Here is a 22,926-nt window from a genome sequence, read left to right on the forward strand (position 1 = left end):
TCGAAGGTCAGTCGGGGCGATCGGCGTCGCCGCGGACGAGGCAGCCGATCAGCTGGGCGAGTTGCCCGGCGTAGTGCTCGACCACTTCGGGCGAGTTCGCGTCGGCGCCGAACAGGCCGCGAGCCAGCTGGGGGTAGACGGCCAGCGCGTTCGATGCGCTCATCTCGATGAGCAGCAGCGCGGCCGGGTCGAGCCGGTCGTCGAGTTCGCCGGCCTGCTGGCGCGCGCGGATCTGCGCCACCTCGTGTTGCAGCCGGGCGTTGCGTTCGGTCGCGTCCTCGTCGTCGTCCTCACCGGTGTCGGCGAGTCCCTCCCAGGCGAGCAGGCGCCCGCCGAGACGGGGGTCGACGCTCGCCCGCACATAGCGCTTGATCATCTCGGCGTGGTCGGTGTCGTCGGGGATCGTCTCGGCCTCGTAGGTCCGCCATCGCCGGCCGATCTCCCGGTACAGGCCCTCCTTGCCGTCGAAGTAGTACGAGATGAGCTGCTGGTTCACGCCGGCGCGCGCGGCGATCTCCGACACCCGGGCGCCCGCGAAGCCCTTGGCGGAGAAGACCTCGATCGCGGCATCGAGGATCGCTGCCTTGGTGCGCTCGGGGTCGCGCTGCCGCTCGTGCGCCGCCGGCGCCCGGCGCGTCGCCCGCGGTGCGTTGGTGTCGCTCTTCTTGCTGGTCATGGCCAGGATTCTGCCATCCGGCCGGCTAACCTAATCATCCAACCGTTTGACAAATTCATCCAGGCAGTTGATTCTGGCGCACATGAATCAGCAGAGGACTCAGGTAGTCGTCGTCGGGGGCGCCCTCACCGGGCTGAGCGCCGCCCTCTTCCTCGCCCATCAGGGCATCCGGGTCACGGTGGTCGAGCGCCACCCCGACCTGCTCCCACACCCCAGACTGCGCGGCATCACCCCGCGGACCGTCGAGGTCTTCCGCCAGGTGGGGCTCGGTCCGTCGATCCACCGGGCGAGCTTCAGCGCCGAGGACGGCGCCTTCGTGCCGCTCCGGGCGAACACGCTCGCGGACGAGTACGAACCGGTGGCGGAGACCACCGGGGCGGAATTCGACGACCCCCGCACCTTCAGCACCGACACCTACGCCGGGATCGACCAGGACCGGCTCGAACTCCTGCTGCGCGACCGCGCCCGCGAACTCGGGGCCGACATACGGCACTTCACCGAGGTGACCGCCCTCGACCAGGACGCGGACGGCGTCACGGTGACGATCCGGGAGCGCGCGAGCGGCGACGAGGGAGCGGTCCGCGCGGACTACCTCGTCGCGGCCGACGGCTCCAGGAGCCCGGTCCGCACATGGCTGGGGATCGAAACCGACGGACCGGGAGTCCTGTTCGACACGATCACCGCGCTCGTCCACGCGGACCTGTCAGCCGCGGTGCGCGGCCGCCGGATCGGCATCGCCTACCTTCAGAAGCCGCGCCCGTTCAGCTCGATGATGCCGCACGACGACTCGGGCACGCGATGGCTGTTCAGCACCGGGTACGACCCGCGGCAGGAGTCGGTGGCGGACTTCACCACCGAGCGCGTGGCGGAGATGGTGCGGGCCGCATCCGGTCTGGACGACGTCGAGGTGTCGCTGCGACCGCAGATCCCCGGCACCGACGTCACCGTGCTCGGCTTCCCGATCGGCGCCCAGGTCGCACGGTCGTACCGCTCGGGCCGGGTCTTCCTGGCCGGGGACGCCGCGCGCATCCAGCCGCCCACGGGCGGCTTCGGCGGGAGCACCGGGGTCCAGGACGCGCACAACCTGGCCTGGAAGCTCGCCGCCGTCCTCGCCGGGCGGGCCGGCCCCGGTCTGCTCGACACCTACGACGCCGAGCGGCGCCCCTACGGCGAGCTCGCCATGCGGCAGGCGTTCGCCCGGTTCGGCGACCGGATGGCCGGTGGCGCGCAGGGGGAACTCCTCGACTACGCCGCGGTGACGATGGGCTTCCGGTACGCCTCGGCGGCAGTGCCAGGCAACCACGACACCGCCCCGGTCCCCGCCACCGAGCTGCGTGCCCAGCCAGGCACGCGGGCTCCGCACCGCCCGACCGCGGACGGCGGTTCCACCCTCGACCTGTACGGCGAGACCTTCGTCCTCCTGGCCGGCAGCGAGGGCCAGGAGTGGGCCAGGTCCGCGAAGGACCCGGGCACCGTGTCGGGCGTCGAGGTCCGGTCGTACGTCCTCGGCGCGGACATCGACATCGCGGACGGCGAGGAGGCGCACGGCATCGGCCCGGGCGGCGCGGTGCTCGTCCGCCCGGACGGCTTCGTCGCCTGGCGCAGCCAAGCCGGCGCGGCGGATCCGGCCGCGACCCTCGCCGAGGTCCTGCGCACCGTTCTCGCCAGGCAGGACTGACCACGGCCGGTCGATCGCGAGCGTGCCGCCACCGAGTGCGCGGCGGTCGACCGGCGCCGCGGCGCGGCATGGGCCCGTCAGACCGGTGACCGGTCCTCGGGCGGGAGCAGGGTGGCCAGTCCGTCGAGGAGCCACTCCAGGACCTGCTCGAACGACTGGGGTTCGGGCGCGAGGCGTTGGGGATCGGTGGCCCAACGGATGAAGTGGGGGTGTTCGCCCGCGGCCGCGATGCGTTCCAGGTAGGGAACCACGGCGGCGTGCAGGTCACTGTCGGAGTGGAGTCCGACCCGGGCCCGCATGGTGTGCTCCTCCAGCAGCGCGAGTCCGGAGCCGAGGACGTGGCCGAGCACGGTCTTGACGAATCCCATGCGGGTTGCCGCGTCGAGGCCGAGTGGTTCGAGTTCGGCGAGTGCGGTGTCGTAGAGGTGGAGGGCGTTGGGCCCCATGGGGGGACGGCTGAAGGCGAGGCGCGCGAACCAGAGGTGCCGCTGCACGGCGTCCCAACTGGTGCGGCCGAGCCCCTGGAGCGCGGCCCGCCAGCCGTCGCCCCGGGGCACGGTGATCTGCCCGTAGACCTGGTCGGTCATGAGGTCGACCAGACCGTCCTTGCTGCCGACGTAGCGGTAGAGGGCCATCGGGCTGCGTACGCCCAGGCGCGCGGCCAGTGCCCGCATGGTGATCTCGCCGGGCACCTGGTCGTCGGCGAGTTCCATCGCGGCGGCCACGATGCGCTCGCGGCTGAGTTGTTCGGTGGCGCGAGGCGGTGCGGGCTCGTCGAACCACACCAGCCCACCGGTATCGGGCCGGCGTTCAGAAGAAGTCATGGTGGATTCACTGTAGCGGTGGTGTACGTTGTACACCATGAGTGGACAACGTACACCGACCCCTGAAGTACTCGTCGTGGGCGGCGGACTGGTGGGGCTCACCTCCGCTTTGGTCCTGCGCCACCACGGCGTGGCGGTGACCGTGGTGGAGAAGCGGTCGACCACCTCGCCGCAGCCCAAGGCACGCCGCTTCCACATGCGCAGCATGGAGATCTTCCGCGAACTCGGCCTGGCCGGCCTGGTCCATCACGCGGCCCGCGATCTCGCCGGGCACGACCACATGGCCGCGGGGCGGACGCTGGCCGAGTCCGAGCAACTCCCCCTGTGGCACGCCGCCGGCGCGGGCGGAGCCGTCGTGGACGTCAGCCCGGAGGCGCCCTGTCTGATCGCCCAGGACGTACTGGAACCGGTGCTGCGCGAGGCCGCGGTCGAGGCCGGCGCCACGGTGCGGTTCGACACCGAACTCGTCGCCTTCGAGCAGCACGACGACGAGGTGGTCGCCGAACTCCTCGACCGCGCCACCGGGGACCGTTCATCGCTGCGGGCCCGCTACGTGATAGCCGCCGACGGCGCACGCAGCCCGGTACGCCAGGCACTGGGCATCGGCCGCTCGGGGCGCGGTCCCATCGGCGAGCCGAACGTGAACGTCTACTTCCACGCCGATCTCGGCGAGGTCGTGCGCGGCCGGGAATTCAACCTCTGCCAGATCGAGCACCCCGACAGTCCCGGCGCACTGGCATCGGTCGACGGCCGTCACCGATGGGTGTTCATGGGCGGCGGGAACGCCACCGACCGGGACTGGCCCACCCTGCTCCGCACGGTTCTCGGCGTTCCGGCCCCCGACCTGGAAGTCCGCAGCGTGCTGCCGTGGCAGGCCGAGATGCTCGTCGCCGACCGCTACTCCGCCGGCCGCGTGCACCTGGCCGGCGACGCCGCACACGTCATGCCGCCCTTCGCCGCCAGCGGCGCCAACACCGGCATCGCCGACGCGCACAACCTCGGTTGGAAACTCGCCGCGGTCCTCCGGGGCCAGGCGGCACCGGCGCTGCTGGACAGCTACCACGCGGAGCGCCGTCCGGCCGGATGGTTCGCGGCCGACCAGTCGAGCCGCCGCACGCTGAACCTCCGTGATCAGCTGTCGTCCCCCGACCCCACGCTCGCTCACCACTTCGTGCTGGGCGCCGGCGGTTTCCAATACACCGAGGGAGCCCTCGCAGTCACCCCGGAATCACCCAACGACCCCGAACCGATCACCGAATTCCATCCCATCGGCCGCGTCGGCACCCGCATTCCCCACCGCTGGCTCGACCAGGCCCGCACCCGCTCGACCGTCGACCTCGCCGGGCCGGGCTGGGCCCTGTTGACCGGCCCCCGCTCACCGCACCCGGACCCCGAACACACCGGCCTCGCCGTGCACCGCCTGGACGTGGACTTCCTCCCCTCCGACCAGTCCCTGCTCATCAGGCCGGATCACGTCGTCGCCTGGCGCGGCACCGATCCGCGCGCCGCCACCGAGGCGCTGGTCGGACTGCTCGACGGCCTGAGCAGCACCACCGAGTTCGCCGGGACGTAGCACGCGGCGTTCGGCGCCGGCCGAACGTGTCACGGGGGAACGTCCCGGGGTGCGGCAGGCCCTGACAACGCACCGGCGATCGATACATTCGGCACATGAGTCGCGGTCGTTGGAAGTGGTACCTCACGCGCCACCGGCTGCGTGCTCCCCGGCTCTGGCCGCTGCCGGTCACCCTGCTGTGCGCCGCGCTCTTCCTGTCCTGGCTGTTCCCGCTGATCGACCGCGAGGTCACCTACTACGGGGATGAGCTCGGCAAGCGCTTCTTCGTCCACCTGGACAGCGGCTCGATGTCCACGCTGCTGTCCGCCGTCGCGGGCGGCATGATCACCCTGACCGGTCTGGTGTTCACGGCGATCACCCTGGCCATGCAGTTCGGCGCCTCGCAACTGTCGGTGCGCGTGGTGCCGATCCTGCGGCAGGACCCCGTGATGCGCTGGGCGATCGGCACCTTCATGGCCACGTTCGTCTACACACTGATGATCTCGGTGCGACTCGCCGTCACCCAGGAGGACTATCGGCCCGTCATCTCGATGTTCTTCGCGATCCTGCTCGCCCTGGTGTCCGCCGTGCTGTTCTTCGCGCTCGTCGCGCGCGTGACGACGGTGCTGAACTCGGGGCAGCTGCTGCGCTATCTGGCCGCCGAGGGCCGTAAGGCGGTGGACCGCACACACCCGAAGGACGCGCCCGCCGCGCCTGCCGAGGAGGCTGCCGACCCGGACGCCCGGCCCGACGCCGAGCCCGTGGTGATCCGGCTCGGCACCCCGCCCAGGCACGGCCAGACGCTCATCGCCTGCGACGACCACGGTCTGGCGCGGCTCGCCCGACGCACCGGGGCGCGCATCCAACTCGTCCCGGTCACCGGCGACTTCGTCGCCCAACAGGCACCGCTGTTCCTGGTGCACCCGGGCACGAAGCCGCCGGACCGCATGGGCCTGACGCGCCACCTGTTGTTCGGCACCACCTACAGCGCGGGCACCGATCCGGCCGGGGCACTGCGCGCGTTCGTCGACATCGCGCTCAAGGCACTGTCCCCGGCCATCAACGACCCCGGGCGCGCCGTGCAGTGCCTGGACCACATCGAGGACCTGCTGGTGATGATCGCGCCCAGGCTCGCCGCCCGGCGCCCCGCGGCCCCGTCGGCCGCATTCCAACACCGCACCCGCTCCTGGCCCGACTACGTCTGTATCGCCACCGACGAGATCCGGCACTACAGCGGTGCCTCGATGCAGGTACAGCGGCGATTGCGCGCCCTGTACGCCACCGTCGCCCAGGCATGCACCACCGAACAGGTCACGCCACTGCGCTCCCGACTGGCGACGATGGACGCCGAGGTCGGTACGCACTGGCCGCAGGACCTCGACGGCCGCCTGGCCCGACTCCCCGACTCGCAGGGCCTGGGCACCGAACCCGGCGACACCGGGAAGGGCCTGACCTCCAGGTTCTAGCCTTCCCGGCGATCGCGGCCCCGTCGAGACGGGCGAACAGCCGCGCGACGACCATGCCGCGGCCGTGCGTTGCGGACGCGTTCCCAGGCATCCGCGCCGCACCGCCGACCACCTTCTTTCCCCGAGAGAAAGAAGGTGGTACTTTCCTTACAGGAAAGAATCTGGACGACGGGAACGGGGACCCCTCATGACCTCCTACGACGCGCAGGCCGCGCTCGACGCCATACACCACCGCCAGCAACAGACCCGTGACGAGTACGTCCGCCATGCCTCCTCCGGCACCTACGGGCTCGTCGCGGCGCTGTCCGTGTTCGCCACCGGATCGTCCATCGATCTGCCGAGCCCGTGGAGCCTGGTCACCAGGCTGGTGGGCGCCGGCCTGATCGTCGGCGGACTGGTGGTGCAGCGCCGCCAGGCACGCGTGCACAAGAGGACCTCCGTCGCGGGGGCACTGTTCAGCCTGTGGGTGGCGGCAGTTGTCATCGCGGTGTTCGTCGCATCGGTGATCGCTGCCCGCCTGGCCCACCTGCCGATTCCCTCCGTGCCCGCCGCGGCCGTCGCCGCCGTCGTGACACTGGTGGCCACCTACGCGACCCGCCCCCTCGTCAAGCGCATCGCCAAGAGGGACGACCAGGGCTGATGGACCCGGACTTCGACGAATTCCTGCACGTGCAGGCCCGGTTGTCCATCGTCGCGCTGCTGGCCCCGGCCGACTGGGTGGCGTTCGGCTTCGTCCGGGACGCCGTCGACACCAGCGACTCCGCCCTGTCCAAGCAGATCACCGCGTTGGCCGAGGCAGGCTACGTAGAGGTGCGCAAGACACGGAACCACACGGGCCGCCACACCCACCTCCGGCTCACCGCACACGGCCGCCAGGCATTCCAACGGCACGCCTCCGCCCTCGAAAGGATCGTGGCGGCAGCGCGCACCGCGGATCCGGCAGCCGAGCCCGGCTGACCGACGCGACCACGACGCCCCTCATGATGCCTGTCATCTGTGACGCCCTTAAGGTTTCAGACATGACATCCTTGCTCGCCGCCCTCCGCGAACACGACGACGCCGCGTCCTACCTCGCCTGGCCCGGCGATTTCGACCTGGATCGCGGCGACCATGTCGAGGAGGTCCACCTGGCCTCGGGCGCCGCGTTGGAGGGCTTTGCCGGTGACGGCGCCGGGGGCACGTTCTTCTTCTGCGGCCAAGGCGGCGAGGAACGGCCTGTCTTGTACGCGGACTCCGAAGGGGGCGCGGCGCTGGTCGCGATCGGCCTGCCCGAACTCCTGCGGCTCCTGCTGGTCGCCCCGTGGTGGCGCGACGCTCGAACGTTCACCGCGGAGGAGAGCCGCGACCTCGCGGCCGAGTACGAGGAGGACATGCCCGACCTCATGGCCCGGCGAGACCGCGCCGCCGCGGCCCTCGGCCTCGACCTTCCCGCCGAGGAGGACGCCTTGGCCCGCATGCGCGAGGTAGCCCTCGGAGCCGGGGAGGACTTCGTCCTCGTCTTCACGCCGGAGGGCGAACCGTACGCTCCTTTGATCAGCGACTGAGACACCGTCCGGCGGGGCGGGGCGGTCGCACGAACTGTGCGGAGGGCGGATGGACGGCGGATGGCTGGCGGGCCCGGCCGACGCGTGACCACGTTTGCGCCGCGGGCTCCGGTCTCCGGCATCGCGGAGGTGCGCACGTCAATGTCGTGTACGGATCCGTCGTCCGACCGGCGGGACACCGACCGGACCGCAGGACCGCAGGACCGCAGGACCGCAGGACCGCAGGACCGCAGGACCGCAGATATAACGCAGGCATGGAAGAGAAGCCCGAGCTGTCGCCCAGTCTGTCGTGGACCACTCTCGGCCTGCTCGTAGGTGTGCGCGGAGCCGTCGGTGAATGCTCCGGTCGACGCGACGAACGTGAGCGGCGCGGCGGCGCTGTTGCTCTTCCTGCGCCTGCTGCCCCTGAAAGTCTCCTTCGGAAAGGGCGTGCGGTTGGGCGCCAATCCGCAACCCTGGGGTGCTCTGCTGTGGCTGCTCAGCAGAGTTTCCGTGGGCGCGGCGCTCGCGGCGGCCGCTTCCCTCGCGATGATGATCGTGCCGGCGATTTCCCAGCGGTTCCTGTGAGTTGGCGCAGAGCGGCGGCGGCGAGGGTGGCGGTGATTCTCGACGTGCCTGCTCAGGAGGCGAAGCCTGTCGAAAGGCTTTCCTGTTGGGCATGTGGTGGCGCGTGGTGGCGCGTGACAGCAATGCGGTCGCTCCGAATGGCGCGCCCCGCACATCGTCCGAATTTCGCGGTGTGCCCCGGCACGGGTCCGTAAGAATCCCTGCAGACCCATTCGGCATCAGCAACAACGGAGGTCCCATGAGCAAGGCGCGAATCCACCGGCATCTCGCCGTGCTCGGAGCGGCCCTGACGGCCGTCGCCGTCGTCGCCTCGCCCGCCGGCGCCGACGCGGGGCGACTGGAGCGCGGCTGTTACGACCGGGCGACCGAGCCGTACACCTCGGCGGTGGACAGTCACCTTCACTTCCGCCCCTTCGGCGGCAAGGCGATTCCCTTCGACGAACTCACCGGATATCTCCGCAAGAGCGGCGTGCGCCACGCGAGCATGTACGGCATCGGCCAGACGCTGCCCGTGAATTCGGGCTGCACCTACTACCTGGACTGCCCCGGCACGCCCGTCACGCCGAGCATGAAGAACGACTTCGTCAACGCGTCCGACTATGCGCAGGAGCAGTCGAAGGATCCCGAACTCACCCTGTCCATGACCTTCATGGACCTGAACCGCCCGGAGACGATCCCCGCCGGGATCGCGCTCTACGACAGCGAGTACCCGGATATGTTCCGCTGGGCCGGCGAGGTGAACCTCGTCAAACAGGCGTTATTCCCCAACCACCACAAGCCCGCGACGAGCGAGAACATCAAGAACTGGGCGCCGTTCATGAAAACGCTGCGGGAGCGCGGGATTCCGATCACCCTCCACTCCGACCTGGGCAGCAACGCCGAACCGACGAAATACCTGCACCTGATGGAAGAGGTGCTGCGGCGCTACCCCGACAACAAGATCGTCTGGGCTCATATGGGACTCTCCAAGGAACTGTCCACCATGAACCCGGACGAGCACATCCGCCTCATGCAGCGCCTCCTCGACGAACACCCCAACCTGACGCTGGACCTCAGCTGGCGCGTCCTGGAGGACCAGTACTTCAGCAAGCCGGGGGTGCGGGCGAAGTACGCGTCCTTCCTCGACCGCAATCCGACCAGAGCCATTCCCGGAACCGACTTCGTGGCTTCCCGGAACAAGGATTTCCAGGTCTACCAGGAAGAGCTCGAAGTCACGAGCCGCATCAACAAGGCGCTGAACGACACGGCGTTCCGCGACATCGCGTTGGGTGAGAACTACTTCCGTCTGCTCGGCATCAAGGAGACGGCGCCGCAGGTGTGCCGCGCGCAGTGACGAGGCAGAACGAGGTCCCGCAGTGACGCGCGGGGTCGACGACCGCTGTCCGTCGACCCCGCTGTCCGGCCGCCGACCCCACTGCCCGTCGGGCCGTGCCGTCATGCCCGCCGTCAGAACACGAACGGTCCCGGGGTCTGCGGCGACGTGGCCTTGCAGGTTGCGGTGATGCCCAGCACCACCACCTGGAGCGAGGAGCCTTCCAACTTGTCCCCCGGGGCGACGGTGCCGGTGAGCGGTCCGGTGGAGACCGCGCCACCGGCCGGGATCGCCGGGTTGGAGCTGCCGCTGAACACCGTCGTGTCCGTGCCGTTCTTGGTCATCGTGAGCTGCGAGGTGACCGAGTTCTCCCCGAGGTCGATGGGCGAGGAGATCGCCGATGTGGAAACGCTGATGGTCGCGTCCGTGCCGTTCTGGGTGGCGGTGAGCGTGGCCGTGCCGGAGCCGTAGCTACCGCAGTCGAACGAGAGGGTCGCGGTGTCCGGAGTCACCGCGACGGAGTCCGGTGCCATCGCGAGGGTGCCCGCGAGGGCGATGCCGACGCCGAGTAATGAGCCGATGCCGAGCTTGCTGTGTCTCATGGGGGACCACCTTTGTGAGGGGGTGCCAATTGAGGCATGCGCCCCTGAAGAGAACAAGGCAGATGCCCCATGATTTTTGGCGTGCCTATGTCAATCCCGGGGTGCCGTCCCCCTCCGTTCCGGCGCCAGGGCCTGTTGCCCGCCCGGCCGCCTCGGCGGACGCCCTGAGGCTGCGGCGAGCTAACGGAAGGTGAAGGTGGCGCCGGGCGCGGCGTATTCGACGGGACCGTCGAACCGGGCCGATGCCCGCGCCACCGCCTGCCGCGGCGTGAGGAAACGGCCGACGTGTGTGACGATCAGCCGGCCCGCCCGGGCCCCGCGCGCCGTGTCACCGGTGTCCTCGGGCGTGTGGTGGACCTGTTCGCCCTCGACAGGCGCCTGTGCGCTCTCGGCCTCGCACAGCAACACGTCGCACCCCGCGGCCAGTTCGGCGAGGCTCGGGCATGGCGCCGTGTCGCCGGAATACACCAACGACCTGTCCCCCGCCTCGATGCGCACGGCGAAGGCCGGAACGTCGTGCGCCACCGCCCGGCTGGTCAGTCGGAGCGAGCCGATCGTCGCCTGGTGGCGGTCGTGCAACTCGGTGACGGCGAAGGCCGATTCGATCGGACTGCGGGTCGGGGTGTTGGTGAGGAAGCCGGCCAACCGGTCCGCGATCCCCACCGGGCCGTAGAGCGGGATCGGCGCCGCCAGGCGGATGTCCGCGTACAGGGCGCCGTAGTAGGCGGTGAGCAGGTCCGCGCAGTGATCGGCGTGCAGGTGCGAGATCCAGATCGCATCGAGCTCGTCCAGGCGCACATGACGCTGGAGCGGGCCGAGGGTCCCGCTGCCCGCATCCATCCAGACACGGGTGTCCCCGCTCGACACCAGATAGCCCGAGCACGGGTTGTCCGCACTCGGATAGGGCGTCGCACACCCCAGGACCGTGAGAGAAAAAGGCTCGTTGCCCATCCCGTGATCCTAGAACACACGATCCACGGGCCTGCACGATTCCCCGACCCGCTTCCCCTTGACGTGGCCCGCGTCGCGTTCAGGTGGCGTGCAGGGGACGGCGGGTGGGGCCGCGTTCGCCGCCGTGGTGGGTCGCGGCGAAGCGGGACGGCGGCAGCCCGAAGGCGCGGGTGAAGGCTGCGGTGAACGCGGCGGGAGAGGCATAGCCCAGGCGGCCGGCGACCGCGCTGACGGACGCGGTGCGCAGCAGTGGAACGGCCGCGAGGAGACGGGCCCGGGCCCGCCAGACAGCAGGGCTCTCACCGGTCTCCGAGCGGAACCGGCGGGTGAAGGCCCGTTCGCTCATGGCCGACCGGTCGGCCCATTCGGCATTGGTGACGGCGACGTCCGGCGCGGCCAGGTAGGCGCGGCAGAGCTGTGCGAGGTCGCCGGAGGAAGGGATCGCGACGTGGAACGGCAGGGGCGTGCGCGCGGCGATCTCGTGCAGGAGCAGCGTCGCGATGCACCCGTCCCGTCCGGACAGGGCGTAGTCGGCCTCGAACTCCACTGCGCTCGCGAGCAGTTCGCGCAGCAGCGGGGGCACGTCCACGACCGTGCAGCCGGCGGGCCACCAGGGGACCGCGTCCGGCTCGATGTACAGACTCCGGGTGCTCACCCCCACCATGCGGACCCGGTGCTGGGTGGCTGCCGGAATCAGCACGGCACGCTCGGGCGGCACGGTCCAGGTGCCCTGGGCGGTGTCGACGACCATGACACCGGTGGCGCCGTAGAGGAACTGCGCGCGTCGGTGCTGGTGCCAGTCGAGCACATGGCCTGGCGGGTAGTCGGTGCCGATCGGCAGAACCGCGCGGTCGACGTGGTCGACGGTGTCCAAGGGGACGTTCTTCACCCGGCAACTGTAGTGGCCGAGACGCGAAGAATCCTTGCCGATCTTCGCATGCGGGACGTCCGGTGGAACTGCTGGAGTGGTCCCATGGACGTTGTGGCATTGATCGGGATCGGCCTCCTCACCGGGGTGACGACCGTGTTGTTCGGGTTCGGCGGCGGGTTCGTCGCCGTTCCTGTGGTGGTGTGGGCGGACGCCGCGCTCGGCGCGGACGCGATGCGGGTGGCCACCGCTACCTCGGCCCTGGTGATGGTGGTGAACGCCGGGTTCGCGACGGCCGTCACGCCACGGCGGGTGCTGGTCGCCCTGCGCGGCAGCGGCGGGCTGCTGGCGCTGCTGGCGGCCGGCGCCGCAATGGGCGCGTCGGCCGGCCGTCTCGCCCCGGCCACGCTGGTCCGTTGGGCGTTCGTCGGGTACGTGGCGCTCACCATCGTCGACCTCCTCCTGCGCCCCGGCTTCCTTCGCCCGCGCACACGCGAGGAGGCGAGGGCCGCCGCGCCACGGCAGCTGCCTGCGCTGCTGGGCGCGCCCATCGGTGCGATCGCCGCCTTCCTCGGCGTGGGCGGCAGCGTCATGACGGTGCCCGCGGCGCGGCGGGCCGGCCACACCATGCATGTGGCGACCGCGCTGGCCAACCCCCTGACCCTGGCCATCGCACTGCCGGCCACCGTGGTCTCCCTGCTGGGCGCCGCGCTTCCGACCTCCGGCGGCACCCACGTGCACCTGGTGGGTCTCGTCGACGTCGGCGCGGCCGCGGCGCTGCTCGTGGGGGGCTTGCCGGTCATCGCGGTGCTCCGGCGCCGACCGCCACGGATCCCGGACCGGATCTACGCCCGGGCCTACGTCGGCCTCCTCGCCCTGGTGGCGCTGGCGATGCTGGTGTCAGGAGACCAGGGGTAAGGCAGATGCGTTTGGCTCTCCACAACCGCCTGCGGATGCGGCCGGGCCCGCAAGAAAGCGGCCCCGGCCGGAGAACCAGCCGATCACGCCGTCGGCCGGTCCCCCGGCGTACTGGGCACGCAGATCCGCCTCGCGGCAGATGACTGCTGCCGACCGCCGGCCTCCGTTCTCACCGCCGGACAGGCCGGTGACGCACCTGCCTTGACGGATGTCATGGCCCGCTTACGTGTTCCCCGCCGCCTGTCCTGCAGGCGCCACGGACTCGTGTGGCAGCAGCGGCCGGGTGGTGATCCGGACGACGAGCCGTTCGTCATCGACCCCGGCGACGGGGGCACCGCATAGGACGACGAGCGGGCTGCGACAAGCCCCGATGTGGAAATACCAGCCCTGTTCCTGCGCGGAGAGGACAACCATCTCCGTGATGCCTTGGAAGGCTGGCTGTAGCCACGAGGGCCACAGGCAGGCCCTCATCCCGCTTTCTCGCCCCCACCCCCTCGGCCCACACGGGGTAGCCGACAGCGACCCCACACAGCCGACGGCGCACCGTGCGGAGGCGTCAGCGAACGGCGGGGCGTGCGTCCGCCGCGGCGAGCGCAACGGCCTCCCGGACCGCGTCCAGCGCCGTCGCCCTTTCCTGGTCGGTCAGGTGGGCCGGTCCGTAGGTGACCACGGGATCGAGGACCTGGTAGCCGACGAACTCCAGCATGCCGCGATGGATGTGGAACAGGAAGTCGTCCATCGAGCCCAAGGTGCCACCCTGTTGGAACGACTCACTGGACCCGCCGGTCGTGAACAGCAGCATGGCCCGCTTCCCGGCGAGCGCCGCGTCGCCGAAGAGTCCGTGGTCCCCACCGAAGACCGCGCCCATCACGAAGACCCGGTCCACCCACCCCTTGAGGATGGCGGGCAGCGAGAACCACCACAGCGGGAACGACAGCACGAGCAGATCGGCGGCGAGCAGCCGATCGAGATGGTCCCTGACAGTCGCGTCGAGCGTTCCGTCCTTGACCGCGCGCTGTTGCTCGGCCTGCGGCTTGAAGTGGCCTTCCACCGGCCCGAACTCCTCGCGGGCGAGGGTCGGGGCCCATGCCTCGGAGTAGAGGTCGAGGACGTCGACGCGGTAGCCGGCATCGCGCAGGGCCTGGGCCGCGGTGGCCATCTGGGCGGTGCTGAACGACTGGGGCTCGGGGTGGGCGTGGACTATCAGGGCGGTGGGAGCAGCATCGAAGGTCGACATGAGAAAATCATATCGACGTATTACGATGTGTCAATCGAAAGTCGGAAGTCAGAGCGTGGTGCCGATCGCTCGCGCCACCTGCGCCAGCCGCTCCTCGTCGCGGCGGTAGTGGGTCCACTTGCCGACCCGGGTGGGACGCACCAGCCCCGCCCGTTCGAGCGTGCTCATATAGCTGGAGACCGTTGACTGGGCGAGTCCCGACTTCGCCTGGATGTGCGTGACGCACACGCCGACCGACTTGCGGTCCGCGATCGGCTCGTACTCACTGAAGTGCGCGTCGGGGTCCTTCAACCACTGCATGATCTGCAAACGGGCCGGGTTCCCAAGAGCTTTGAACACCTCGATCAGGTCACCCGCCCCCGATTCCGCCGTCGCCACCATGAGCCACCTCTCTCGCCAGACGCTCCAACACTCCGACACTCCACGATATCCCGATGCCTGATGGGCGATTCTCGTCGGTCTGGCTCAGGGGCGTCCCAGTCAGCAGCCGTGTCCCGCAGCTCCACGGGCATGGGGCATTCGTGGTGTCGGTAGCGGTGGTGAACGGCGATGGTTGTGGTGGTGATTGTGGTGGTGTCTGTTGGGTTGGAGGGACAGGCCGGGACAGGCCGGTTCCTCCGGCGCCGGGGGTGCACGGTGGCGCGACACGCGAGCCGTGCGCGGCTTTCTGACGTCGGGGCGGGAGACGATGCCTGGCAACGGCTCGGTGGTGGCCGGCTTCCCGGGAAGGGTGGGCGAGTGGGTTACGGACGAAACGGTGACCGTGGCGGGGACAGGGCCGGCAAGGCCGGCACCGTGGGGCAGCCCAACCTTCTCGCACCGGCGGACGTGCCCGCGCTGTCCGTGCGGTTCTGGCTGCTGGCGGTGGCCACGGGTGTGCTGGCGGGGCTCGCCGGTGCCGCCCTGATGGTGCTCCTGCACGCGGCGGCCCACCTGACGTACTCCTACCGGTCCGGCGACTTCCTGACCGCCGTCGAGCAGGCCGGCGCGGCCCGCCGGGTGGTGGCCCTGGCTGCCGCCGGGGCGGTGGCGGGGATCGGCTGGTGGCTGCTGCGGTGGTGGACCGGGCCCGGTGGCTCGGAAGTGAGCACCGCGTTGTGGCGGGACGAGGGACGCCTGCCGCTGCGGCGGAGCCTGGGCACCGCGGTGCTGTCCGTGGTGATCGTGGGCATGGGCGCCTCGCTGGGGCGGGAGGCGGCGCCGCGCCTGACCGGTGCCGCGCTGGCCTCCCGGCTGTCCGACTGGGCGCACATCGGCACCGCGCATCGCAGGCTGCTGGCCGCCTGCGGCGCCGGGGCCGGCATGGCCTGCGTGTACAACGTCCCGTTGGGTGGGGCGTTGCTGACCCTGGAGGCGATGCTCGGCGTCCTGTCGCTGCGACTGGCCCTGCCCGCCCTGGTGACCTCCTGTATCGCCACGGCGGTCTCGTGGACGGTGCTGCCCACCGGGCCCACCTACCGGCTGCCGAACGTGGGGGTGTCCGCTTCCCTCACCGTGTTCGCCGTACTGATCGGCCCCGTGGCGGGGCTGGCCGCGGTCGGCTGGGTACGGATGATCCGGATCGCGCACCGACACCGGCCAACAGGGTCGCGGCTGCTGGTGATGCCGCTGTTGGTGTTCACCGTGGTCGGCGTGCTGGCCGTCCCGTATCCGCAACTGCTCGGCAACGGCAAGGACATCGTCCAGCTCACCCTCGGCGCGCAGCTCGCCGCCCCCGCGCTGGTGGCGCTGCTCTTCCTCAAACCGCTCGCCACCGCCGGCAGCCTGGGCAGCGGGGCCAGCGGCGGGCTCTTCACCCCCACCGTCGCCACCGGCGCCCTGCTCGGCTCCCTCGCCGGCCAGGGCTGGACACATGCCTGGCCGGGGCCGGCGGCCGGCTTCGCGGTCATCGGCGCCGCCGCAGTCCTCGCCGCCGCCATGCAGGCACCCGCCGCCGCGGTGGTCCTGATGCTGGAACTCACCCGCACCATCGACGCACTGATGGTCCCCCTGCTCTTCGCCGTCTGCGGAGCCATGCTCGTCTCCCGCAGACTCGACACCCCGTCCATCTACTCCGTACGCCTCCCCGCCCAGTGACCGCGCTGCGGCTGCCGCACGGCGCAGGCCCGGCGGAGCCCGAACGGAGGGATGCGCTGCGCGGATGGAGCTGAATTGTACGCCTCCTGGTGCGGTGGAAACCTCGTAGAACGGACCTGATAGGGAGTGCGAGATGCCGACACGAATCCTGCTTGAGGGACGACCAGCCGTGGGCAAGACAACGGTTGTCCGCAGATTGGCCATGCTGCTGCACACCCGTAAGACTGTCGGCTTCACCACGGAGGAGATCCGGCAAGGCGGCATCCGGACCGGATTCGCGCTGGAGACGCTGTCCTTGGCGATAACCTCATCCGCCCAGGTCAGCGCCGATTCGCCACCCTCGATGGGCTGTCGGCACCGTCACCGGCATCGGTGCCCCAGTGGTCGACGAGCTCGGCAAGGGGACGGGCCTGTGGCCGGCTACGCACTCAAGAGCCCCAGCTTGCGGTGGAGGCGGCGCAGAGGAGGTGGCGCCCACCAGTTCGCCCGCCCGGCAAGTCTCATCACGGCCGGTACGAGCACGCCGCGCACCAACGTGGCGTCCAGCAGCACGGCCAGGGCCAGGCCCACGCCCAGCAGCTTCAGGAAGGTGATCCCCGACGTGGCCAGCGCGAGCATGACGACGGCGACGAGTACGGCCGCAGCGCTGACCAGGCGTCCCGTGCGCTCCAACCCGGCGGCGACCGCCCGGGGGTTGTCCCCGGTCTCGATGTACACCTCCTTGATCCGTGAGAGCAGGAACACTTCGTAGTCCATGGAAAGTCCGAAGGCGACGCAGAACATCAGTACCGGAATGGAGATGTCCACCGAGCCGGTGACCGTGAAGTCGCCAACCAGGGACCGTAGATGGCCCTCCTGGAAGACGTACACCATCGCGCCGAAGGTTGCGGTCAGGCTGAGCAGGTTGAGCAGTACGGCCTTGAACGGGACCAGCACGCTGCCGGTGAACAGAAACAGCAGCACCACCGTCGTGGCACCGATGATCAGCGCTGCCTCGGGCAGCCGGGCGGCGAGCGCGTCACGTGTGTCCGCGAGTTCCGCACCGTCGCCTCCGACGAGCACCGGGCCCGGTGCGCTGTCCGCCCGCACCCGCTCCGCCAGTTTGACGCCGGCGGAGGAGTCCGGCTCGACCGAGGGCACCACGGACAGCCAGCTGGCATCACCCGCGGCGAAGGAGGCTGCGGACGCGGCCACCACCTGCCGTCCTGCGGCGTAGGAGCCTGTGACGGTGTCCACCCGGGCCACGTCCGGCAGAGTCGACAGGCGGGCGGCGTAGGCGGCGATCCGGTCGCGGTCGGCGGAGCCACTGACGGTGGGCAGTACTACGGACAGGGCGGAAGTCTCGCGACTGGAGAACTCCTCCTGCACGGACTGTGCCGTACGGTGCGCGGGCGCGCTGATGGGCAGGACCCGGTCGTCAACGAGGCCGAAGGAGATCCGGGTGAACGGCAGGCCGAGCAGCACCAGCAAGGTGATCACTCCGGCCGCACACAGCACCGGTCGCCGCATGACGGCAGTGGCGAGCCGGTGCCAGAATCCGCCTGTCGCGGTCCCGTCGGCCGGCCCGGCCAACGTGTCATGGTCGGCGCCTGGTTGCGGTCCGCGGCGGAACAGCCGCCGCACGTCCAGCGCGTCGATCCGTGGGCCGAGCAGGCCGAGCACCGCGGGCAGTACCACCAGGGCCGCGATGGCCGAGAGCGCTACCACTGCCACGCCCGCGTAGGCGAAGGAGCGCAGGAAGTACAGCGGGAAGACCAGCAGAGCCGACAGCGAGAGCGCCACCGTCAGCGCGGAGAACAGCACCGTGCGTCCGGCCGTGCGGACGCTCTGCGCGACCGCCTCGGCGGTGTCCAGGCCGCGCGCCCTCTCCTCCCGGTAACGGGTGACGATGAACAGGCTGTAGTCGATGGCCAGGCCCAGGCCCAGCGCGGTGGTGATGTTGATGGCGTATACGGACACCGAGGTCAGCTCGGACAGGACCCTCAGTACGACGAAGGTGCCCAGGATGGAACACACGCCGATGAGCAGGGGAAGGACGGCCGCCACCGCACTGCCGAACACGAAGAGCAGGATCAGCAGCATGACCGGGGCCGCGTACGCTTCGGCCCGGACGAGATCCTGGTCGCTCTGCTTCTCGACTTCCACATACACCTGCGCGGTCCCGGTCGCAGAGAGACTCAGCACCCCCTGACGGCCGGTGAAACGGGGGACCAGTTCCTTCGCGATGTCCCGTACCCGGTCCTCGTCGCCTCCCAGTCTCAGGAGCACCAGCGCCGAGCGCCCGTCACGGGCCCTCAGCGGCGACGCCAACTCGTGCGGGGTCGTCCAATACGACGTGACCGACAGCACGCCCGGCTCCTGGGCGAGCCGGCGGCTGAGGTCTCGACCGGCGGTCGCGGCCCGCGGGTCATCGACCGAACCTGAGGTGCGGGCCAGTAACACCAGATTGGGCGCACCCGACCCGAAGCGGTCGGCGAGGAGCTTCGCGGCCTTCGACGACTCCGCCGCCGGGTCGGTGAAGCCACCGCCGGACAGCCGGTCGGAGACACCTCCACCGATCGGGACGGCGGCTGCCACGGCCAGCAGCACGGCAACCAGTACGAGTACGCGGCGCCGGACCAGGAGACGTCCGAGGGCGGCGAGCCGGGAACGGTCGGCCCGCTTCCCGAGCCCGGGTCCGGGGGGCGGGCTTCCGGCGGTGGTGGTTCTGGTGGCGTTGGACACGGTGAAGTCCCCTCGGTCCACTGGAAGTTCGGTTGCCTTCGCGCGGTCGGACGCCCAGACACAGAACTGTGAAGGCTACGGCCGGGCCGTATCGCTCGGGCGGAAGCAGAGACCGGCGCTGCAACTCCTCCACCGCCAAAGGCAGGGCCGCGGAGGCGCAGTTGCCGTGTACCCGTAGTTCGTGTCGGGAGGCAGCGAGTGTGTCGGGGCGGGGGGATGGCCGAGGCTGCTCTCGGCGACGTCGAGGATGCGGGGTCCGCCCGGATGCAGCGCTGACGAGCAGGGTCGACCGCTGCCGAGCGCGCCGGAGCTCGCGGCGATCCGGTCGACGAGCCGTCGCTTGGCCCCGTCGTCCGCCATGTGCGTGAACTCTTCCTGGCGGTAGGAGATCGCTGGTAGGGCCACCGCTGCTCCGGTCACTACTGCCGAACCGCATCCACCCATGTCCCATCACTCTCACCTCTGCAGTCGCACTGAGCGTCGCGTTACCCCAGCCGGGTGGGGCCGGAGCACCTCATGGGTGCAGCACACGGATTGCGGTTGGCCGTCGTTGTGACCGCCCAGCCACTGAGCCGCCCGTGCCTGGCGCGCAAGGCACCTCAGAGCCGCTACCGAGCGCCTACTGCTCCGGGGTGACCAGTGGCAACGGCGTAGGCCGAGCGTCTGGGTGGGACGGAGTGGACGGCCTCGATCCTGCACCCGCCGCCGGATGCGACGGTCCGTCACGCCCCCACTTCACCACACAGCCGAGAGCATCGCCATCGAGCCATGACTGTCGCGCGCGAGGCAGGGGCGGGAGGGGCCCTGTCGCCCTGTCGTTGTTGGCTTCCCGGGTGGGGTGCGTCCCGTGACCGCCTGCTTGTCACCGAGACTGGCCCGGTCGAGTGAATGTCTGGGAAGGGATCGTGCGACCCATATAGGCACGTCCAGGTGGGGCGCTCGTCTCCGCACCGGAGTCAACGGCGCGGCACGCCCGTGGCGCGCTGGAGCGCTCACGGGAACGTTCTGGAATCCTGGTGCAGGGCGCGCTTGGCGGGCAGGCCGGGAAAGGGTTCAGCAGACTTCACGCCCAGCAACGTGACAGCGCCGTCCGATGCGCTCATTCCCCTGCAAACACCAAGACGGTGTTGTGCCCGCCGAAGCCGAAGGAGTTGCTGACGGCGGCGTTGATGGCCGCCGCTCGGGGAGCCTGGGTGACGATGTCCAGTTCCCAGTCGGGGTCTTGGCGGTGGAGGTTGGCAGTGGGGGGAATGAGCTGGTGTTGCTGGGTGAGGACGGTCAGGGCCGCCTCGATGGCACCGGCCGCTCCAAGAGAGTGGCCCAGAATGCTCTTCGGTGCGGTGACGGGGGGCGGCACCGGGCCGAAGATGCGATGCAGGGCACGTGCCTCGACTGTGTCGCCGACCGGGGTGGAGGTGCCGTGGGCATTGACGTGCCCGATGTCGCGGGAATCGAGGCCCGACTCCTTCAACGCGGTACGCAGCGCGTGTTCGACGCCGAGGCCCTCAGGATGCGGGACCACCGGATGGTAGGCATCGCAGGTGCAGGCATGTCCACAGAGCAGTGCACGCTGGTCGGCACCGCGACGTAGGGCGTGTTGGGGGCGCTCCAGGACGAGGACCGCAGCGCCCTCTGCGAGGACGAAGCCGTCGCGGTCGACGTCGAACGGACGTGAAGCGAGTCGAGGAGCGTCGGTGCGCTGTGAGAGGGCGTGCATCTGCTGGAAGCCAGTGACGGTCATCCGCGAGAGTCCGGATTCGGCGCCGCCCGCGAGAGCGATGTCGCAGGCGCCCGAGGTAACCATGCTGGCGGCGACCGCCAGGGCCGTGGCACCGGAGGCACACGCACTGGCAACAGTGAAGTTCGGGCCGCGGGCCCCCAGGCCGATGGCGACCTCGGCGGCAGCCATGTTCGGAACGCTGCGCGGCAGCGCGAGGGGGGAAACCAGTTCCGGGTGGCCTTGGCTCAGGACTTCGAACTCGCGGAAGTAGGTGTTCATGCTGTTGCCACCGACGCCGAGGACGACGGCCACGCGGGGAGCGTTCCAGGCGCCCGGTTCGAGTTTGGCGTCCCTGACTGCCTGCTGGGCTGCGGCGAGAGCGAGGTGGGTGAAGCGGTCCAGGCGTCGGGCCAACCGCCTGCCGTGAACGGCGTCGGCGTCGAACCCGTCGACCCGGCAGGTGATGTCCACAGGGAGCCCGGCCAGGTCGGGATCGGTGCGAGCCACGCTTTGCCCCCGGCACACCGTGGCCCAGGTGGCGTCGGTGGTGAGTCCGCCGGGGGTGATCATCCCTATGCCGGTGACAGCAGCCTTGCATCGCATGTCCGCTCCCTTCGGTAGGGCATGGCGACGTGGTGGCAGAGCGGCGGGTCTCCCATGCTCTCAGGGCGACCGCGACGGCACGTACCGGTGCCGGCAGCTCGCCGCAGGGCGAGCAGGTGGGCCGCGTGGTTCGGAACGGCAGGTCAGGCACTTCGCGCACTTCGCCGCTTCTGCTGGCCTGACGGTCCGATGGACGGCAGCGCCGGTGGTGCGGCCCGGGCGAAGCTCGGCGGTATCGGGCCCATCGGATCAGGGCGGCAGGAGCTGTCCGACAACCTCAAGGATCCGGTCAACCTGCTGCGGGGTGTGCGCGGCCGTGACCGAAAGGCGGAGGGCGAGCCGGTCCCCCGCCACGCTGGGGGGCAGAAATGCCCCTGTATAGACACCCGCTTCGAGGAACGCCCGCCATGTCTTCAGGCCGTCTTCCAAGGTCTTCAGACCCTGATCGGGCTGCCCCGCCGGCAGCGCGACCGCGGGGCCCGGCCAGGACGGCACACGGTGCCCTTGCTGCGCCAGGCCGCGGTGCAGACGTCGAGCCGACTCCCACAATGCGGCGCGGAGCTCGGGCCGGGCGCGAGCCGTCCGTACGGCCGCCAACGCGGCGGCCGCGGACGCAGGTGCCATCGATGCCGAGTACATCGCCGCATTTCCCAAGTGGCGCAGGCTGCGGATGGCCTTCACGGAGCCCGCGACGAACCCGCCGACGGAGCCGAACGCCTTGCAGAGGGTACCGGTGATGAGGTCGATCCCCTCCTCTACGTCGAAGTGCTCGCCGACGCCTCGCCCGTTGGTTCCGAGCACCCCGATGTCGTGCGCACCGTCGACGATCAGGCCGCCGCCGTAGCGCTTGACGAGTGCGGCAAGTTCCGGAACCGGGCAGAGGTCTCCGCCGAGGGAGAACGCGCCCTCCGTGACAATGACGGGGACCTTTCCCTTGTCGGCAGAGATCCGCATGAGCCTTTCGGCATGGGCGACGTCATTGTGCCCGAACCGGCGGCACTCGGCTCGTCCGAGGCGGAGGGATTCCAGCAGGGAGGCGTGGATGTGCTGGTCCGCGATCACCATGTGGCCGGTGTCGAAAAGGGAGGACAGAGTCAGGTTGGCCTGGAATCCCGTTACGGTCAGCATGACCGCGGGGCGGCGGAGAAAGTCGGCCAACTCCTCTTCCAGCTCATGATGGAGTCGGACGGTGCCGAGCATCGGAGATCCGGTCCAACAGGTACCGTACTCGGCGGCGGCATGCGAGGCCGCCGCGCGCACGCCGGGGTCGGCGGTAAGCCCGAGGTAATCCGTCGAGGCTGCGTTGACCGCGCGTATGCCGTCGACGACGACCTCGCCTGGCGTCGGCCGGTCCTCGATGACGTGGTAATAGGGGTAGATGTCGCGACGGGAGGTGAACTCGTCGAGCAGGGGAGCATCAGCGATCCAGCCAGTCATGGTCATCCTGTCGATATGGTTCGACACCTCTTCACGGACCGGGTGGTCACCCACAGGCCACGAATGTGGTGAAGAAACGTCCTACTGGGACACAGACTGCGAACTCCGAAATTTCCATGGAGTCTGTCACTACAGCCGCTGCGCCGTGTAGAACACGGCTCGGATGACACG

Annotated in this window: 20 protein-coding genes and 2 pseudogenes; 12 read left to right on the plus strand and 10 right to left on the minus strand. The window is 70.2% G+C overall.

What is annotated here, in order from left to right; translation table 11 throughout:
* Positions 1-7: 7 nt before the first annotated feature.
* Entirely contained in the window at positions 8-676 is a 669-nt protein-coding gene (locus tag MOV08_RS01945) for a TetR/AcrR family transcriptional regulator (protein ID WP_039628988.1), read from the minus strand.
* An 82-nt stretch (positions 677-758) separates the two neighbouring features.
* Between MOV08_RS01945 and MOV08_RS01950 the strand changes: the two genes are divergently transcribed.
* Positions 759-2,354, plus strand: coding sequence for an FAD-dependent oxidoreductase (locus tag MOV08_RS01950; RefSeq protein ID WP_275305904.1), 1,596 nt, complete (start codon positions 759-761; stop codon positions 2,352-2,354).
* A gap of 77 nt (positions 2,355-2,431) precedes the next feature.
* On the opposite strand, the gene MOV08_RS01955 is transcribed toward MOV08_RS01950, so the two are convergent.
* Positions 2,432-3,178: a TetR/AcrR family transcriptional regulator gene (locus MOV08_RS01955; RefSeq protein WP_039639942.1), complete on the minus strand. Its 747-nt coding sequence runs from the start codon at positions 3,176-3,178 to the stop codon at positions 2,432-2,434.
* Positions 3,179-3,215: 37 nt separating this feature from the next.
* Here MOV08_RS01955 and MOV08_RS01960 point away from each other — a divergent pair, with 37 nt between their 5' ends.
* The 7 genes from MOV08_RS01960 (at position 3,216) to MOV08_RS01990 (ending at position 9,640) form a co-directional block, all read left to right on the plus strand.
* Positions 3,216-4,751 (plus strand): FAD-dependent monooxygenase, encoded by a 1,536-nt coding sequence (locus MOV08_RS01960; protein WP_275305905.1) that lies wholly within the window; start codon positions 3,216-3,218, stop codon positions 4,749-4,751.
* A 95-nt stretch (positions 4,752-4,846) separates the two neighbouring features.
* Entirely contained in the window at positions 4,847-6,196 is a 1,350-nt protein-coding gene (locus MOV08_RS01965; RefSeq protein WP_275305906.1) for a DUF2254 domain-containing protein, read from the plus strand.
* Positions 6,197-6,383: 187 nt separating this feature from the next.
* Positions 6,384-6,836 carry a hypothetical protein gene (locus tag MOV08_RS01970; RefSeq protein WP_275305907.1) on the plus strand — a complete coding sequence of 151 codons (453 nt, stop codon included), beginning with the start codon at positions 6,384-6,386 and terminating at the stop codon, positions 6,834-6,836.
* Complete coding sequence (locus tag MOV08_RS01975) at positions 6,836-7,153, plus strand: transcriptional regulator (protein WP_039628996.1); 318 nt, start codon at positions 6,836-6,838, stop codon at positions 7,151-7,153. The genes MOV08_RS01970 and MOV08_RS01975 overlap by 1 nt, the downstream gene beginning before the upstream one ends.
* A 62-nt stretch (positions 7,154-7,215) precedes the next feature.
* Positions 7,216-7,740, plus strand: coding sequence for a hypothetical protein (locus MOV08_RS01980; RefSeq protein ID WP_275305908.1), 525 nt, complete (start codon positions 7,216-7,218; stop codon positions 7,738-7,740).
* 333 nt (positions 7,741-8,073) lie between these two features.
* A complete protein-coding gene (locus MOV08_RS01985) occupies positions 8,074-8,307 on the plus strand; it encodes a hypothetical protein (RefSeq protein ID WP_275305909.1) in 234 nt (77 codons plus the stop codon).
* Between the two features lie 238 nt (positions 8,308-8,545).
* Entirely contained in the window at positions 8,546-9,640 is a 1,095-nt protein-coding gene (locus tag MOV08_RS01990; protein ID WP_275305910.1) for an amidohydrolase family protein, read from the plus strand.
* A gap of 113 nt (positions 9,641-9,753) precedes the next feature.
* On the opposite strand, the gene MOV08_RS01995 is transcribed toward MOV08_RS01990, so the two are convergent.
* From MOV08_RS01995 to MOV08_RS02005, 3 genes are all read right to left on the minus strand, one after another.
* Positions 9,754-10,221 carry a hypothetical protein gene (locus MOV08_RS01995; RefSeq protein ID WP_275305911.1) on the minus strand — a complete coding sequence of 156 codons (468 nt, stop codon included), beginning with the start codon at positions 10,219-10,221 and terminating at the stop codon, positions 9,754-9,756.
* Positions 10,222-10,401: 180 nt separating this feature from the next.
* Positions 10,402-11,172, minus strand: coding sequence for an MBL fold metallo-hydrolase (locus MOV08_RS02000; protein ID WP_275305912.1), 771 nt, complete (start codon positions 11,170-11,172; stop codon positions 10,402-10,404).
* Positions 11,173-11,251: 79 nt separating this feature from the next.
* Complete coding sequence (locus MOV08_RS02005; protein WP_275305913.1) at positions 11,252-12,061, minus strand: AraC family transcriptional regulator; 810 nt, start codon at positions 12,059-12,061, stop codon at positions 11,252-11,254.
* A gap of 84 nt (positions 12,062-12,145) precedes the next feature.
* Here MOV08_RS02005 and MOV08_RS02010 point away from each other — a divergent pair, with 84 nt between their 5' ends.
* Both MOV08_RS02010 and MOV08_RS02015 read left to right on the plus strand, forming a co-directional pair.
* On the plus strand, positions 12,146-12,958 hold the full coding sequence (locus MOV08_RS02010; RefSeq protein ID WP_039629002.1) for a sulfite exporter TauE/SafE family protein: 813 nt from the start codon (positions 12,146-12,148) through the stop codon (positions 12,956-12,958).
* 66 nt (positions 12,959-13,024) lie between these two features.
* Positions 13,025-13,195 (plus strand): annotated as a pseudogene (locus tag MOV08_RS02015) (IS5/IS1182 family transposase); the annotation flags it as partial.
* Between the two features lie 319 nt (positions 13,196-13,514).
* Here MOV08_RS02015 and MOV08_RS02020 read toward each other — a convergent pair.
* Both MOV08_RS02020 and MOV08_RS02025 read right to left on the minus strand, forming a co-directional pair.
* A complete protein-coding gene (locus MOV08_RS02020; protein ID WP_275305914.1) occupies positions 13,515-14,195 on the minus strand; it encodes an NAD(P)H-dependent oxidoreductase in 681 nt (226 codons plus the stop codon).
* A 48-nt stretch (positions 14,196-14,243) separates the two neighbouring features.
* Positions 14,244-14,576, minus strand: coding sequence for an ArsR/SmtB family transcription factor (locus tag MOV08_RS02025; RefSeq protein WP_039639949.1), 333 nt, complete (start codon positions 14,574-14,576; stop codon positions 14,244-14,246).
* 414 nt (positions 14,577-14,990) lie between these two features.
* On the opposite strand from MOV08_RS02025, the gene MOV08_RS02030 reads away from it, so the two are divergent.
* Both MOV08_RS02030 and MOV08_RS02035 read left to right on the plus strand, forming a co-directional pair.
* On the plus strand, positions 14,991-16,271 hold the full coding sequence (locus tag MOV08_RS02030; protein WP_275305915.1) for a chloride channel protein: 1,281 nt from the start codon (positions 14,991-14,993) through the stop codon (positions 16,269-16,271).
* Positions 16,272-16,404: 133 nt separating this feature from the next.
* A pseudogene (locus MOV08_RS02035) lies at positions 16,405-16,557 on the plus strand (nucleoside-triphosphatase); the annotation flags it as partial.
* A 134-nt stretch (positions 16,558-16,691) separates the two neighbouring features.
* Here MOV08_RS02035 and MOV08_RS02040 read toward each other — a convergent pair.
* The 3 genes from MOV08_RS02040 to MOV08_RS02050 all read right to left on the minus strand — a co-directional run bounded on the left by MOV08_RS02040 (position 16,692) and on the right by MOV08_RS02050 (position 22,809).
* Positions 16,692-18,995, minus strand: a complete 2,304-nt coding sequence (locus tag MOV08_RS02040) for an MMPL family transporter (RefSeq protein ID WP_275305916.1) — start codon at positions 18,993-18,995, stop codon at positions 16,692-16,694.
* Between the two features lie 1,099 nt (positions 18,996-20,094).
* Complete coding sequence (locus MOV08_RS02045) at positions 20,095-21,318, minus strand: beta-ketoacyl-[acyl-carrier-protein] synthase family protein (protein WP_275305917.1); 1,224 nt, start codon at positions 21,316-21,318, stop codon at positions 20,095-20,097.
* A 249-nt stretch (positions 21,319-21,567) separates the two neighbouring features.
* Positions 21,568-22,809, minus strand: a complete 1,242-nt coding sequence (locus MOV08_RS02050) for an aminotransferase class I/II-fold pyridoxal phosphate-dependent enzyme (protein WP_275305918.1) — start codon at positions 22,807-22,809, stop codon at positions 21,568-21,570.
* Positions 22,810-22,926 lie beyond the last annotated feature (117 nt).

The organism is Streptomyces yunnanensis (assembly GCF_029011865.1).
Taxonomy (GTDB): Bacteria; Actinomycetota; Actinomycetes; order Streptomycetales; family Streptomycetaceae; genus Streptomyces; species Streptomyces yunnanensis.

What these genes read in the sequence shown, in the direction of transcription:
- MOV08_RS01945 (WP_039628988.1), bottom strand. Translation starts at nt 676, where the DNA reads ATGACCAGCAAGAAGAGCGACACCAACGCACCGCGGGCGACGCGCCGG.
- MOV08_RS01990 (WP_275305910.1), top strand. Translation starts at nt 8,546, where the DNA reads ATGAGCAAGGCGCGAATCCACCGGCATCTCGCCGTGCTCGGAGCGGCC.
- MOV08_RS01970 (WP_275305907.1), top strand. Translation starts at nt 6,384, where the DNA reads ATGACCTCCTACGACGCGCAGGCCGCGCTCGACGCCATACACCACCGC.
- MOV08_RS01955 (WP_039639942.1), bottom strand. Translation starts at nt 3,178, where the DNA reads ATGACTTCTTCTGAACGCCGGCCCGATACCGGTGGGCTGGTGTGGTTC.
- MOV08_RS01950 (WP_275305904.1), top strand. Translation starts at nt 759, where the DNA reads ATGAATCAGCAGAGGACTCAGGTAGTCGTCGTCGGGGGCGCCCTCACC.
- MOV08_RS01980 (WP_275305908.1), top strand. Translation starts at nt 7,216, where the DNA reads ATGACATCCTTGCTCGCCGCCCTCCGCGAACACGACGACGCCGCGTCC.
- MOV08_RS02000 (WP_275305912.1), bottom strand. Translation starts at nt 11,172, where the DNA reads ATGGGCAACGAGCCTTTTTCTCTCACGGTCCTGGGGTGTGCGACGCCC.
- MOV08_RS02010 (WP_039629002.1), top strand. Translation starts at nt 12,146, where the DNA reads ATGGACGTTGTGGCATTGATCGGGATCGGCCTCCTCACCGGGGTGACG.
- MOV08_RS01995 (WP_275305911.1), bottom strand. Translation starts at nt 10,221, where the DNA reads ATGAGACACAGCAAGCTCGGCATCGGCTCATTACTCGGCGTCGGCATC.
- MOV08_RS01975 (WP_039628996.1), top strand. Translation starts at nt 6,836, where the DNA reads ATGGACCCGGACTTCGACGAATTCCTGCACGTGCAGGCCCGGTTGTCC.
- MOV08_RS01960 (WP_275305905.1), top strand. Translation starts at nt 3,216, where the DNA reads ATGAGTGGACAACGTACACCGACCCCTGAAGTACTCGTCGTGGGCGGC.
- MOV08_RS01965 (WP_275305906.1), top strand. Translation starts at nt 4,847, where the DNA reads ATGAGTCGCGGTCGTTGGAAGTGGTACCTCACGCGCCACCGGCTGCGT.
- MOV08_RS02020 (WP_275305914.1), bottom strand. Translation starts at nt 14,195, where the DNA reads ATGTCGACCTTCGATGCTGCTCCCACCGCCCTGATAGTCCACGCCCAC.
- MOV08_RS02045 (WP_275305917.1), bottom strand. Translation starts at nt 21,318, where the DNA reads ATGCGATGCAAGGCTGCTGTCACCGGCATAGGGATGATCACCCCCGGC.
- MOV08_RS02025 (WP_039639949.1), bottom strand. Translation starts at nt 14,576, where the DNA reads ATGGTGGCGACGGCGGAATCGGGGGCGGGTGACCTGATCGAGGTGTTC.